Annotated in this window: 16 protein-coding genes; 5 read left to right on the top strand and 11 right to left on the bottom strand. The window is 59.8% G+C overall.

Features of this window, described 5'->3' with window-relative positions; genetic code table 11:
• Window positions 1-24: 24 nt before the first annotated feature.
• The 10 genes from NAT21_RS13200 to NAT21_RS13155 form a co-directional block, all read right to left on the bottom strand.
• Complete coding sequence (locus NAT21_RS13200) at window positions 25-1,530, bottom strand: TolC family outer membrane protein (protein ID WP_250939122.1); 1,506 nt, start codon at window positions 1,528-1,530, stop codon at window positions 25-27.
• Window positions 1,531-1,749: 219 nt separating this feature from the next.
• Window positions 1,750-2,733 (bottom strand): RNA polymerase sigma factor RpoS, encoded by a 984-nt coding sequence (gene rpoS / locus NAT21_RS13195; RefSeq protein WP_250939120.1) that lies wholly within the window; start codon window positions 2,731-2,733, stop codon window positions 1,750-1,752.
• 102 nt (window positions 2,734-2,835) lie between these two features.
• Window positions 2,836-3,744 carry a peptidoglycan DD-metalloendopeptidase family protein gene (locus tag NAT21_RS13190; protein WP_250939118.1) on the bottom strand — a complete coding sequence of 303 codons (909 nt, stop codon included), beginning with the start codon at window positions 3,742-3,744 and terminating at the stop codon, window positions 2,836-2,838.
• A gap of 9 nt (window positions 3,745-3,753) precedes the next feature.
• A complete protein-coding gene (locus tag NAT21_RS13185; RefSeq protein WP_250939117.1) occupies window positions 3,754-4,689 on the bottom strand; it encodes a DUF368 domain-containing protein in 936 nt (311 codons plus the stop codon).
• A complete protein-coding gene (gene surE / locus NAT21_RS13180) occupies window positions 4,686-5,459 on the bottom strand; it encodes a 5'/3'-nucleotidase SurE (RefSeq protein ID WP_250939115.1) in 774 nt (257 codons plus the stop codon). The genes NAT21_RS13185 and surE overlap by 4 nt, the downstream gene beginning before the upstream one ends.
• 26 nt (window positions 5,460-5,485) lie before the next feature.
• Window positions 5,486-6,520, bottom strand: coding sequence for a tRNA pseudouridine(13) synthase TruD (gene truD, locus NAT21_RS13175; protein ID WP_250939113.1), 1,035 nt, complete (start codon window positions 6,518-6,520; stop codon window positions 5,486-5,488).
• Window positions 6,517-6,999, bottom strand: a complete 483-nt coding sequence (gene ispF, locus NAT21_RS13170) for a 2-C-methyl-D-erythritol 2,4-cyclodiphosphate synthase (protein ID WP_250939110.1) — start codon at window positions 6,997-6,999, stop codon at window positions 6,517-6,519. The genes truD and ispF overlap by 4 nt, the downstream gene beginning before the upstream one ends.
• A 27-nt stretch (window positions 7,000-7,026) precedes the next feature.
• Window positions 7,027-7,719: a 2-C-methyl-D-erythritol 4-phosphate cytidylyltransferase gene (ispD, locus tag NAT21_RS13165; protein ID WP_250939108.1), complete on the bottom strand. Its 693-nt coding sequence runs from the start codon at window positions 7,717-7,719 to the stop codon at window positions 7,027-7,029.
• Window positions 7,716-8,042: a septum formation initiator family protein gene (locus NAT21_RS13160; protein WP_250939106.1), complete on the bottom strand. Its 327-nt coding sequence runs from the start codon at window positions 8,040-8,042 to the stop codon at window positions 7,716-7,718. The genes ispD and NAT21_RS13160 overlap by 4 nt, the downstream gene beginning before the upstream one ends.
• A 106-nt stretch (window positions 8,043-8,148) precedes the next feature.
• The gene (locus NAT21_RS13155; protein ID WP_250939104.1) at window positions 8,149-8,718 is read right to left on the bottom strand and encodes an NUDIX hydrolase; all 570 of its coding nucleotides are present in this window, start codon (window positions 8,716-8,718) and stop codon (window positions 8,149-8,151) included.
• Window positions 8,719-8,762: 44 nt separating this feature from the next.
• Between NAT21_RS13155 and NAT21_RS13150 the strand changes: the two genes are divergently transcribed.
• Genes NAT21_RS13150 through NAT21_RS13140 form a run of 3 tightly spaced genes read left to right on the top strand, consistent with a single transcriptional unit; the run spans window position 8,763 to window position 11,358 of the window.
• Complete coding sequence (locus NAT21_RS13150; RefSeq protein ID WP_250939102.1) at window positions 8,763-9,404, top strand: NUDIX hydrolase; 642 nt, start codon at window positions 8,763-8,765, stop codon at window positions 9,402-9,404.
• A complete protein-coding gene (locus NAT21_RS13145; protein ID WP_250939100.1) occupies window positions 9,401-10,057 on the top strand; it encodes a 2OG-Fe(II) oxygenase in 657 nt (218 codons plus the stop codon). Before NAT21_RS13150 ends, NAT21_RS13145 begins: the two co-directional genes overlap by 4 nt.
• Window positions 10,058-10,092: 35 nt before the next feature.
• Window positions 10,093-11,358 carry an AGE family epimerase/isomerase gene (locus tag NAT21_RS13140; protein ID WP_250939098.1) on the top strand — a complete coding sequence of 422 codons (1,266 nt, stop codon included), beginning with the start codon at window positions 10,093-10,095 and terminating at the stop codon, window positions 11,356-11,358.
• A 2-nt stretch (window positions 11,359-11,360) separates the two neighbouring features.
• On the opposite strand, the gene NAT21_RS13135 is transcribed toward NAT21_RS13140, so the two are convergent.
• The gene (locus NAT21_RS13135; protein WP_250939096.1) at window positions 11,361-11,729 is read right to left on the bottom strand and encodes a hypothetical protein; all 369 of its coding nucleotides are present in this window, start codon (window positions 11,727-11,729) and stop codon (window positions 11,361-11,363) included.
• Between the two features lie 212 nt (window positions 11,730-11,941).
• Between NAT21_RS13135 and NAT21_RS13130 the strand changes: the two genes are divergently transcribed.
• Window positions 11,942-12,340, top strand: a complete 399-nt coding sequence (locus NAT21_RS13130) for a VOC family protein (RefSeq protein WP_250939094.1) — start codon at window positions 11,942-11,944, stop codon at window positions 12,338-12,340.
• Between the two features lie 13 nt (window positions 12,341-12,353).
• Window positions 12,354-13,322 carry a lysophospholipid acyltransferase family protein gene (locus NAT21_RS13125; protein WP_250939092.1) on the top strand — a complete coding sequence of 323 codons (969 nt, stop codon included), beginning with the start codon at window positions 12,354-12,356 and terminating at the stop codon, window positions 13,320-13,322.
• The last annotated feature ends 42 nt before the right edge of the window (window positions 13,323-13,364 follow it).

Genomic DNA, 13,364 nt, shown 5'->3' with positions numbered 1-13,364 from the left:
TGCATATCATGTCCGTCGACCCGTTTATCGAACCGGGTCAAGACGAGCCTGTTCAACATTACCGAATACATCGGATACCGATCCGTCGGTATCGATTTCCCGGGCCAGCAGATCCTTGTCGTTTTGACGATCCGGCGCGATCATGGCAACCGGATTGGCGGCATCAAGCCACTTGTTGAGCGCCTGCAGGGTGCCCAGGTCCAGCACGCCCGATGCCTGACGAAGATTCAGCATGTCCAGAATATAATCATAGCGAGCATCGGCATAATCCGAGATGGAGGTATACAGATTTTCTTCTGCATCCAGTACATCAACGATGTTGTACGTACCTACCTGATACCCCTGACGTGTCGCGTCGAGTGAGCTTTTAGCCGATTGAATCGCCTTTTTACGAGCCGCAATGCTATAGATGGCATTGTTTACCTGCGCGTAATAGGAACGAGCATTCTGAACAGCTGTTCTCAACTCGTTTTCGGCGTTGAACTGACTTTCTTCCAGCAGGTACGTGTTGTAACGCACTCGGGCACTGGTGGAGCCTCCACTGTAAATCGGAAGGCTGGCCTGAATACCCACCTGGGTATCTTCGCCATGGCCACGCAGATAGTCAGCATTCGAGCGGCTGTAATCGTAGTTGGCAAATGCCTCGATGGTCGGCAGGTGGCCGGCACGTGCCGTTTTGACATCAGAGCGCGCGGCTTCCACCCCGACTCTGGCGGCCAGCAGAGATATATTCTGACTGGAGGCCATCTGACTCCATGCATCCCGGGAGGCCGGCCTGGGCGGCCGAATCGGCAGACTCTGCTTCAATGAATCAATCGAGGCATACTGCCGACCGGTCAGCTGTTCGAGCGCCTCGAAATTGACCTCGACCGTACTCTCCTGAGCGATGCGCTGGGCCCGCGCGGAATCATAGGAGGATTCAGCCGAGCGCACATCCGTGATGGCAACGACCCCGACATTGAACTGCTGCTGTACCTGCTCAAGCTCTCTGTTCAGTGCCCGCTCCTGCGCCTTGTAGGTCTCCAGAAGCTCATTGGCGCGCAGCACTTCAAAATAGGCCTCCGCCACATTATACATCAGCTGCTGCCGATCGCCGGCGAGTGACAACGACTGTTGCAGCGAGGAACGCTCGGCAGCCTCGAGCTGATACCAGTTGGTGGCATCAAACAGCGTCTGAGTGACCTGAAGTGCTGCGGACGTTGTTCCGTAATTGTCATCACTGGCACCTGCCCCTGCGGCACCCGCACCTGCCACACCACCTGCGCCTGCAGCACCGGCGCCACCGGTAGAGGCACGCTGGCGCTCAAGGGTGTGCGTCTGCGTGTAGGACGCCGTCGCCGATACCTGTGGCAGCAGATCCCCACGCTCGATGTCCTCATTGGCCCGCGTGCTGTCGTAGGTCGCACGGGACGCGTTGTATCCGGCGTTATTGCTGAGCGCATCCTGAGTAATCGTCATCAGATCGGCTGCGTGTGCCGGTACGGCAATCACCAGTGCGATCGCCAGCGGAAGGGACTTCATTCTGGGCATGGACAGGTTCCTGTAACGGCGAGAGCGAACATCGCTGGCAGAGTGTCTTCGACTCCACCACGGCTTTCCACCGGATTGGGTTCACACATACATACATGATTGCATGTTAGTCATGGCAATAGTCTAACGCGCCACGACGAAAATAATAAGTTCAATTGCTCATAACGACATCGAGCGGGCACCAGGCCCGCCCGAAAGGGAGATGATTTACATCGCGCGCTACGACTGGTCGAAAATGGATTCCAGCGACAGACCCTGCGCCTCGAGCACCTTGCGGAGCTTTTTGAGTGCCTCGACCTGGATCTGCCTGACCCGCTCACGGGTAAGGCCGATTTCCGCGCCGACATCTTCAAGTGTTGCCGCTTCATGACCGCGCAGACCAAAGCGACGTACCACCACTTCCATCTGTTTTTCGGTCAGCTCAGCCAGCCACTCATCCACGTGGGCCTTGACGTCAAAATCCACCAGATCGGATTCAGGGCCGGACTCATTCTCGTCGGCAATGGTATCGATCAGTGGCTTGTCACCTTCCGACCCGACCGGATAATCCACCGAGGATACCCGCTCGTTGAGCCCCATCATTTTCTTGACGGTGGCAACAGGCTTGTCGAGATGTTCTGCAATCTCGTCCGCCGTCGGTTCATGATCCAGCTTCTGTGTCAGCTCGCGCGAGGCGCGCAGGTAGACATTGAGCTCCTTGACGACATGAATGGGAAGACGAATGGTACGGGTCTGGTTCATCAGGGCCCGTTCAATTGTCTGCCGAATCCACCAGGTCGCGTAGGTTGAAAACCTGAAGCCACGCTCCGGGTCAAATTTCTCGACCGCCCTGATCAACCCGAGGTTGCCCTCTTCAATCAGGTCCAGAAGCGTCAGCCCCCGGTTCAGATAACGGCGTGAAATCTTGACAACCAGCCGGAGGTTGGATTCGATCATTCGCTGTCGACCTGCCGGGTCGCCCTTGCGGGCCAGTCGACCGTAGTAGACTTCTTCTTCCGGCGTCAGCAGGGGTGAAAACCCGATTTCATTGAGATAAATCTGGGTGGCATCCAGGCTCTGACTGGCCTGACGCTCTTCCCGATGCAGAGCCTTTTCAAAGGCTTCTGCTTCTTCAGTGGCGGCGTTATCGCTGCCTTCCAGATTCAACTCCTCATCTGCGTCATCAAGATTTACGTCCTGTATATCTCGTTCTGCTACCGTCATAGCTCTTACCCCTTTTCATTCGAAGCTTCCGTTGCCCGGAATCGGGTGTCTACGCCTGTTTTTTATAATCGGGCGCGGGTTGCGGCACGCGCCCGGTATTGCTCAGGCCTGATCCGGCAGATAGTTCAGCGGATCCTGAGGTTGTCCATCCTTGCGTATTTCAAAGTGAAGGGCCACCTGATCAGCATCACTGTTACCCATCGTGGCGATGGTCTGACCGGCACTGACAACGTCATTTTCCTTTACGTTCAATGACTGATTGTGTGCATAGGCACTGAGGAAATGATCGTTGTGTTTGATGATGATCAGGTTACCGTAACCACGAACACCGTTGCCCGCGTAAACAACAATGCCCGGGCCTGCAGCTTTCACAGACTGCCCCTTTTGACCGGCAATATCAATGCCTGCTGTTATATTTCGAGACTGGGTAAAATCACCCACTACCTTGCCTTTTACAGGCCATTGCCACGCGACATTGGCCACCGGCGAATACTGCTGTTTCGCCGGCTTTTCAGCGGTCGTTTCCCCGGCTACGGCCGTACCGACATCATTGCCCTTGCTATCGACCGTACTGCTGCTCGGCTGTCCGGCCGGGGGCAGGGTGCCGGAGGCGTCAACTGCGCCATCGGCATCCTCTGCATCCGAGGTAACAAGCCAGGAATCATCCGTGTCATCACTGCTGCTGCCCAGCGGTGACGTCGTAGCCCCCTGGGAGGATGCCACCGTCGGTGTACTTGCATCGCCCGCCGCCGAGAGCCTCAGCGTCTGCCCGGGGCGAAGGTTGTAAGGGGCCTCGATATTATTCAGCGCGGCCAGCTGTCTGAAGTCGACATCATGCTGCCAGGCAATGCTGTACAGGGTATCGCCGCGATGAATCTGATAGGAAACGGGCTTGTCAGCCTGCTGCCGATTGAAGGACAGGTCCTGCACCTGAGGCGTCGTGGCATTGGTACCACAGCCGGCCAGAAGCAGAACTGCAGCCAGCGAACCGGCCAGTTTGTAGTTACTCATTGCATATCCTTAACGAGTTGTCGTTTCAGCTGATGACGGCGCATTGCGCTCACCCAGCAAAATGACCAGCCCCATCCCGATGACCATCAGTACCAGCGACATTGCCAAATGCGATGGCTCACCGGTCAGCGCCGAATAATGTTCCGGCATGAGCAGCTGATGATCCAGCGGAATCTTCTCGCCCTTGTCAGACAACCGGTACGCCGTCAGGGTCTTCCAGGGCCAGAGCGTTGGCAGGGACCCGAGAATAAAGCCGATCAGCAGCTGAAGCGTCATTGCATGATGGTGCCTGAACAGCCAGGACAGCAGACGCGAAAACGTGAAGAGCCCGACCAGACATCCCAGCGCAAACTTGACGATCAGTATCAGGTCAAACCCCTTGATACCACTCATGACCGTACCGTACATCCCCATGGTCAACAGCAGAAAACTGCCGGAGACACCGGGAAGCAACATGGCACTGATCGCAATCGCTCCCGCGAAGAACAGCATCCAGCCACTGCTGTTACCGGCCGGCAGCAGATTCGGCAGGTACCAGGCCAGTATCCCGCCCAGCACCAGCGGTACCAGATGAGCAACATGCCAGTGCGTCAATCGGCGTGCCACGACAAAGGCCGAGGCCAGTACCAGCCCGAAAAAGAAGGCATTCAGTAGCAGCGGATACGCGTCCATCAACCAGGTAACGACATGCGCCACAGTGATCAGGCTGGTCAGGATCCCCAGCATCAGGGGCACCAGAAAACCGATATTGAGAAACTCGTACAGCCTGGGCAACCCGCCTTCACGCCAGACGCCGACAGCCTCGGGGCCAAAGCATTTAATGGTATGAATCAGCTCTTCATAAATACCGGTAACAAAGGCGATGGTACCGCCGGAAACGCCCGGTACAGCATCCGCGGCCCCCATGCCGGCACCCTTTAAATACAACGATAACGCTCGCTTCACACCTGTTGCTCCTTTACATGAATAATGCCCGGTGACGACAGCCAATCCGCGACATCGGCCAATGCCGAATGGCGCGTCAGATCCGTCATCAACGGTGTAATCGATACCCACTGTTCGCTGACCGCGGCAAAATCAGTGTCGCCGCCATCGTCGGCATTGCTGCCGGCCAGCGCAATCCAGTACCTTGCCCGCCCTCTCGGATCACGGACTTCCAGAGGCTGATCGCCCGGCCCGCGATGGCCCAGTCGAGTCACACGAAATCCCTTGATCTCCGACCAGGGCACATCGGGCACGTTGACGTTGAGCAGGCTGCGAGGTGGCAATGACAATCGGTCAGCACCGGATAGTAGTACCGCCGCCGCCCGTGCTGCCGTTTCGAAATGCGTATTGCCGCACAGGGAAACGGCCATGGCAGGAAGCCCGAGCGAACGTCCTTCCATGGCTGCCGCCACGGTGCCGGAATACAGGACATCGTCCCCCAGATTTCCACCGTGATTGATGCCGGCCACCACCATGTCGGGCGTATCCGGCCACAGCTCACTAACGCCCAGATACACGCAATCTGCCGGTGTGCCATCTACATAGTGAAAGCCGTTTTCAAGCGTATTGACTGACAGGGGGCGCGACAGTGTAAGCGAGTTGCTTGCCCCGCTCTTGTCTCGATCGGGCGCCACGACCCGCACCTCGAACGCGCCGGACAGTGTCTCGTACAGGGCGCGAAGCCCACCGGCGTGGACACCGTCATCGTTGGAAAGCAGCAGTTTTTTCATCGAATCTCCCGGCCCTTCAGGCAGGATTACAGGGTTGGATGGTCGATCAACTCGCGCAGCACAGCGGTCGCAAAGGCGCCTCGTGGCAACGTCATGCCAAGCCACGTACCGGTCTCGTCACGCAGTAGTCGTCCCGCCTCAACCCGCACACGAAGGGCACGTCGGCCCGCCTCGGCCCGGGCACGTTCGATGCCACCGGCCAGAGACTCATGACGGTGCAGTACATCGCGTTCAAGAGTCTCCGCCGTCTGCGACGTACCAGAACGTCCCGTGCCGTACAACGGGCCTGTCGGGTGAATGTCGAGCGTGGCCACCCGCTGGCGAAGACGCTCATCAAGCCCGTCACTGGCGAAGTGACTGTGTGACCCTTCCAGCATGAAGACATCGCCTTCCAGTGCCTGGTTCCAGCATCCAAGATCAATGCGCTCGGCCAGCACCTCATTGAAGAGAAAACTTCGGGCACTTGAAAGCAGCATGCCCTGACGGTCATCGCGACGCCGCCAGCCCCGATCCATGACCTGACGCGCCCGACGCAGGTTCTCGCCGCCGACGCCGAACCGCTGGGGGCCGAAGTAGTTGGGTACACCGTCATCCAGCAACTGCTCCCAGCGCGCATCAAAGGCGTCAGTCATGACGCACTCGCCTTCAAGACGTAGATAAAACCGGTTGGCGCGATGAGCACCTCGCTTGAGCTTGCGACGATGACGGCCGGCATTCAACAACCGCCCGCCGGCACTCTCCACCAGCGTCGCCGGGTCTGTCGGCAAGGGGCGTCCAGGCAGCCAGATCGAAAACCACTGGCGCGTCAGGGCCATCCGGTCCTTCAGTCCGCTGTAACCGATATCCTTCAGCTCCACGTCCAGCAACTGACCCAGCCGACGAGCCATTTCCAGCGTCCCGAGGTTTGCTTTTTCGATGAAAAGCCACCAGTGCTCGCCGTCGCCTTCCGGCTCGAACCCCAGCTGCTCTTCTACCTGAAAATGGTCGGGATGCTGCCGGTACCGTGCCGGCCCCACCGGCAACCCGAAGGCGCGAGGCCACTCCGGCAGAATGCCGCTCACAGGGCCTCCGTCAGCAGCACGACCGCTTCCGCCGCAATGCCCTCACCGCGGCCGGTGAACCCCAGCGTTTCCGTGGTCGTGGCCTTGACGTTGACCTGACCGATGCTGACACCGAGATCCTCGGCAATACAAGTCCGCATGGCGTCGATGTGCGGCGCCATTTTGGGCAGCTGTGCCAACAGGGTTGCGTCCAGGTTACCCAGCCGGTAGCCCTTATCGCATACCAGCCGATAGACCTCACGCAACAGCATGCGGCTGTCCGCGCCCTTCCAGGCGTCATCGGTATCAGGAAAGTGCTGACCGATGTCCCCCAGAGCGCAGGCCCCGAGCAATGCATCACTGATGGCATGTAACAGCACATCACCATCGGAGTGGGCTACAAACCCATGATGGAATGGCAGGCGCACGCCGCCGATCATCAGATGATCCCCCGGCCCGAAGCGATGCACGTCGAAACCGTGACCAATACGTAATGTCATGAACCGTCCTTGAAAAGCAATTCGAAATCAGTCGCCGCCTGGCAGGGCCAGTAGCGCTCCCGCCAACGCGAGATCCTCGGGATGCGTGACCTTGATATTGTCACGACGTCCAGGCACCAGACGCGGCGAACGGCCCAGTGCTTCAATGGCCGAGGCCTCATCGGTCACCTCTACGCCCCCGGCCCGGGCAGCATCCAGTGCCTGGCACAACAGGTCATAGCGAAACCCCTGGGGGGTCAGTGCATGAAAGAGGTGCGCGCGTGATTCAGTGCGCAGTACACCGCCACAGTCATCGGCCCGCTTCATGGTATCGGCCACCGGAGCAGCCAGCAGGGCACCATCGGCGTGCTCGCCGGCGGCCGCGTGAAGACGATGCAGGTCTTCTACCTGCACACAGGGGCGGGCTACATCGTGAACCAGAACCAGGTCATCCGGCGCAGCCTGCTCGGCCACGGAAGCGAGGCCCGCCCGCACTGACTCGGCACGGGTTTCCCCGCCACGCACACGCTGCCAGCGGGCAAAGGGCACCATGGACGCGTCGAAGCGATCGTCTTCATGATCCAGGCACAGCACCAGCACGGCTTCCGGAAAGGCGTCATGAAGGCGGGACAGCGTGTGTGCCATCAGTGGCCGCCCCTGAAGAAGCAGATACTGCTTGGGCCGGTCGGCCTTCATCCGGCTGCCGACGCCGGCTGCCGGCACGACAAGAAACAAGGTCATGAGCGAGGCTCCGGCGGGCTGTTTCTGGCTTCCTCGGTCGCATCGACGGTGACACCGGGCACCCAGAAGAACTGTTCGTCACCGCGCACCATTCCCAGATCATTGCGTGCCCGTTCCTCCACGGCCCCCAGGCCGTTCTTGAGGTCGATGACCTCGGCGGCCAGACGCTCGTTACGCGCCTTGAGAACAGCATTGGACTCGGCCAGCGTATCGGCTCGGGACATCACCCGATGCCACTCGATAAAACCGCCCTCATCAAACCAGAGGTGGTACTGGAGTATGCCGAGCAGCGCTACCAGCGCGATCGAAAGCCATTTCAGCATGAGACATCCGTTGTGGGTCGTGTCCGGTCAAAGGGCCTGTCCGGCCCTCTGTGTTGATCGCGGGATTATGCCATTATCCCCGAACCTTCGCAGGCGCAAACCGGCACTATTTATCGGCAGGCTGATTCTCTGGCGTCTGTCGAGCCATGGGCTGGTCGATGGTACTGGCGTGCAGGGGAAAGTGGTTCCGACGGCGATCTTCAAAAAAATGCTCAAGCGTACGTCGGATGGTGGGAAAGGCCAGCGTCTCCCAGGGAATGTCCCGTTCGTCAAACAGGGCGACTTCAAGACTCTCCGTACCGGCCTCGAACCCGCCGACCAGATCTGCTCGAAACATCATGTAGACCTGATTGATATGGGTCAGATCAATCAGGGTATAAAGCCCCTGCATGACTACCTCGGCTCCGGCTTCCTCACGGGTTTCCCGGCGGGCGGCATCCTCGGTCGACTCGCCGTTTTCCATGTAGCCGGCAGGCAGCGTCCAGTAACCATGGCGTGGCTCGATGGCCCGACGGCACAACAGCACCCGCCCGTCCTGTACCGGAACGGTTCCAGCGACAATACGTGGATTCTGATAGTGCACCGTGCCACAGTGATGACACAGATGGCGCGGGCGATCATCACCGCGAGGAATCTCGAAGCGCACCGGCGCGCCACATTCACTGCAGAAATTCATGATGGCGCTCCCGTGCCTGGTAGAATGTCAGGAAAACGTTCGGCATGTTAAAGACCCTTGAGCAACGACTGCAAGCCTATCACCCTCAACGTATAAAGGGGGAGCGCCCGCGGGCCGCCGTTCTGATTCCCCTGCATGATGAACCAGAACCCCGCCTGCTGCTGACCCAGCGCAGTGCCAGGCTTTCAAGCCACGCCGGCCAGGTAGCCTTTCCAGGGGGCAAGCTGGACCCGGGTGAAACCCTGGAGGAATGCGCCCTGCGGGAAACCGAAGAGGAAATCGGGCTGCCTCGCACCAGTATTACCCTCATCGGCCGGCTGAGTGACTGCATTTCAATCAATGGCATTATCGTGACACCGTTTGTCGGGCTGATTCCCGCCCAGCCAACCCTTGCCATCAACCCCGCGGAAATCGACCGACTGCTGGAAATTCCGCTGGCCCGACTGATCGACGATGACCGCGCCTGGACCGATGTCATCGAACTCGATAACGCCGATACACTCTATGTACCCAGCTATACCGTGGCTGACACCCAGCTCTGGGGGCTGTCCGCCATGATGATCATCGAGTTGCTGCGCGTGGGGTTTCATGTGGATGTCAGTCTGTCACATCCGCCCACAGCGGGTGATCTTCGCCCTCGCCCCCCCAGGCGCAAGCGCCCCTATCAACAGGATACCGATTCATGACCACCCCCGACGCCCCCGTGACCATTGACGGTCAGGATGCACTGATCGACCAGCTTGTGGCGTTTGGCTGGGGCGTACAGCACCAGGCCATCAGCCAAGAGCACATTCAGGCCCTTCGCCTGGAGCTGGATCATCTGCATGAGCACGACCAGCTCAGCCGAGCCGGCATCGGGCGCGGCCAGGACCACCAGCTGCGCGATGATATTCGTGGCGACAGCATTTACTGGCTCAACCCGGCAGGGCCGGCACAGCAGGACTGGCTGATGCGCATGGAGCACTTCCGCCAGGCCCTGAACTACAGCCTGTTTCTGGGACTTCTGGAATTCGAGGCCCATTTCGCTCGCTATCCGGCCGGAACCTTCTACAAGAAACACGTGGACAGCTTCAGGAACCGAGCCAATCGCATGGTCTCGACCGTGCTGTATCTGAACGAGGACTGGCCGGCTGACGGCGGTGGAGAGATGGTGCTGTTTGACGAACACGACACCGACCGCGAAATCGGCCGGGTACGCCCTGAAGCAGGCACCCTGGTCTGCTTTCTATCGGAAACCATTCCCCACGAAGTGCTGCCAACGCATCATAGCCGAGCCAGCATCGCCGGATGGTTTCGCCGCAATGCCTCACAGGGTGGGCGCATCGACCCTGCCCACTGAGCACCGCCTATTACTACCCTTGTCAAGGAGCCATCATGTCAGCGCAGTCGTTTACCGGAACATTCACTACCTACTGGCTTGATCAACCGGAGCATCACCTCTGGCTCAGGGAACAGACGCACCAGCTGATTGCCTTCGGCAAGGCCGCTCGCCTGCCTGATGGCGGCTTCGGCTGGCTGGACGAACAGGGGCGGCTGGACAATGCCTGTCGGCCTCAGACACTGGTCACTGCACGCATGACACATGTCTACGCCCTGGCGGCCCTGCAGGGTATTCCGGGAGCTGCGGAGCTGGTGGATCATGGCCTGAAGGCGCTGACCACCCTGTTTCATGATGACGAGGCCGGCGGCTGGTTTTCGGAAGTTCAGGAGCCGGGGGCCAGCGATACCAAGGAAGCCTACCTGCATGCCTTTGTCGGACTGGCGGCAGCATCAGCCACCCAGGCAGGGCGGCCCGGCGCGCATGAGCTTCTGAACGACGCCTGCCATATCATCGACACCCACTTCTGGAGTGATGATGAAGGCGCAATGCGTGAAAACAGTGACCGTTTCTGGACCGAGGGCGAAGCCTACCGCGGCGCCAACAGCAATATGCATTCGGTGGAAGCCTTTCTGGCCATTGCCGATGCACTGAATGCCCCCGCATGGCGCTACCGCGCCCTGTCCATTGCCGAACGCCTCATTCACGATAATGCGCGCCACGCCGGTTATCATGTGATCGAGCATTTCGATGACGCCTGGCAGCCACTGCGCGACTACAACCAGGACAAGCCCGGCGACCCGTTCCGCCCCTACGGCGTCACCCCCGGCCATGGCCTTGAGTGGTCTCGATTATTGATCAACCTTGAAGCGGCCCTGCTGAAGAACGAAGGGACGGCGCCGGACTGGCTCGCCCGCGATGCGGCTGCACTGTTCGACGCAGCCCTTGCAGGCTGGTCCGCTGATGGCGCTCCCGGCATGGTCTACACCCTGGACTGGGCACAGCAGCCTGTTGCGCATGAACGCATGCACTGGGTCATGGCGGAAGGCGTCTGTACCGCCGCCGCACTACTTGCCCGCACCGGCCACGCGGTGTACGAGCACTGGTACCGCACCTTCTGGGATTATATTGATCTGCACCTGATTGACCGACATCACGGCAGCTGGCATCACGAGCTGGATCGATACAACCAGCCCTCCACGACCGTCTGGTCAGGCAAGCCGGATATTTATCATGCGCTTCAAGCAACCCTGTTCCCGCGCCTGCCCCAGGCACCTACCGCAGCTCAGTGGCTGAAACGCCACCCCGAAACGCTGCGCTGACATCAGCTCATGCGCCGGCGGTACTGCAGCCAGTACACGCCACCACCGCCGGCGACCACCATGATCCACTGAATGAACGGGGTGATCAAAAAGGTGAACCCCCCATCGTTGTGCGGATGAAAAAAGATGATATCCAGATACGCATAGATACCCGGCAGGCTTATCAGCAGCGCCAGCGCCAGCATGACCCGCGGCGCGGCACCTTTCATGAGCCACCGATCCAGTGACCAAAGCACCGCATAGGGGGACACACCCCAGATCATGAAAATCACCGCACCCGAGGTCAACGCACGACCACCGCCGCCCAGCAAGGCAAGCCAGATGGTCATCAGTGCGGCCAGCAATAGAACCGTTTTAAACAGGGTACGCATGCATGTCTCCCAATAACTGCCATGAAATCGTGTATCAAGGTGGTGTCGCGGTCGGCGCGCTATCCTGACGGCCTGCCGCCTGTGAAGCAAGTATGGAGCCTGCCCCGTCAAACGCGGCAGGAAATAACGAAAAAATTTCAGTAAAGTAGTGATATTACGCGTAAATAGCGCGCCGCACCGGGCGGGTCCCGGCCCCAGCGAGGTTATTGCCCATGCTGACTCGACTTGATCATCTGGTACTCAACGTCGCCGACATCGACAGAACCGTGGACTTCTACACCCGTGTCTTCGGCCTGGATGTTCGCTATGGCGAACAGGGCCGTGTCTTTCTGGTCGCCGGCAGTGTTCAGATCAAACTGCACGGTCCGGACTTCGAGGCCCACCCACGGGCGTCGCGGCCAACGCCTGGCAGTGCCGATCTGTGCTTCATCAGCGCCCTGCCGGTCGATGAACTGACACGCCATCTTGAAGCATTGAATATCACCATCGAGGAAGGCCCCGTTCCCAGGCATGGTGCCGCCGGCGAACTGACGTCCTTTTATGTGAGGGACCCGGACGGCAATCTGGTTGAACTGGCACGCCCGGTTCGCACATCGTCCACTTCCGCCTGATATACGGGCTGCCATGAGCACCTTTTCCCAGCTGACACAACGACTGTCTACCGCCAAAGACCGCCTGCAGGCCGCCGTCATCGGCCGCCTGTGGCGATACCTGTCCACCTCGACCACGGCCCGACTGTGGCGGCTGACCCAACGGATCGAGCCGGTCTATCGCACCCTCGCCGCCCGCGAGCGGCGCATTACCCGGGTCAACCTGGCACAGGCCTACCCCACGCTTGACCGTGATACCCATCGCCGAATGGCACGGGAAAGCCTGACCCACTCCATTGCGACCGTCATGGAATTCGGGTTTGCCTGGATGGCCCCGCCCGAACACGTCGAGGCATCCATCAAGGCCGTTCACGGCCGTGAGCTGCTGGACCAGGCCCGAGCCAGCGGCCGTGGCGTCATTGTACTGGCCCCGCATTTTGGAAACTGGGAAGTCCTTAACTTCTGGCTCTCGAGTCACTTCCCGTTTACAGCCATGTACGAACCCCCCCGAATTGCCCCGCTGGACCCGGTCATCCGGCATGGCCGTGAACGCATGGGCGCATCACTGGTCCCCACCACGCCTCGGGGCGTCTCGGCCCTTCTGAAGGCCCTGAAACGCAGCGAAGCCATCGGCATCCTGCCCGACCAGGTACCGAGCTGGGGCAGCGGCGTCTTTGCTGACTTTTTCGGCCGACCGGCCTATACCGCCACTCTGCTGCCCAAACTGGTCGCCCGTACTGATGCCAGAGTCGTCACCGGCGTTGCGCGACGGCGTCCCGGCGGCGACGGGTTCGAGATTCATTTTCTTGCCGCCGATGAGCGGGTGTATGACACGGATGACGTCAGCTCGGCTGCCGGCGTCAATGCCAGCGTCGAGGCAGCCATCGCGCTGGATCCGGTGCAATACCAGTGGGAATACAAGCGCTTTCGACGCACTCCCGGTCAGCGCGAAAACGCGCCGGGCTGGCGAGAGCAGCGCCTTTACAGTGACAGGCACCGCTGACGGATGCCTGTCGTCTGCCATCACGGTCGCGACGCACATCAC

This window comes from Larsenimonas rhizosphaerae (assembly GCF_023700005.1).
Classification (GTDB): Bacteria; Pseudomonadota; Gammaproteobacteria; order Pseudomonadales; family Halomonadaceae; genus Larsenimonas; species Larsenimonas rhizosphaerae.
Note: the sequence above shows the minus strand (reverse complement) of the source record. Positions and strands in the feature narration are given on the sequence as shown.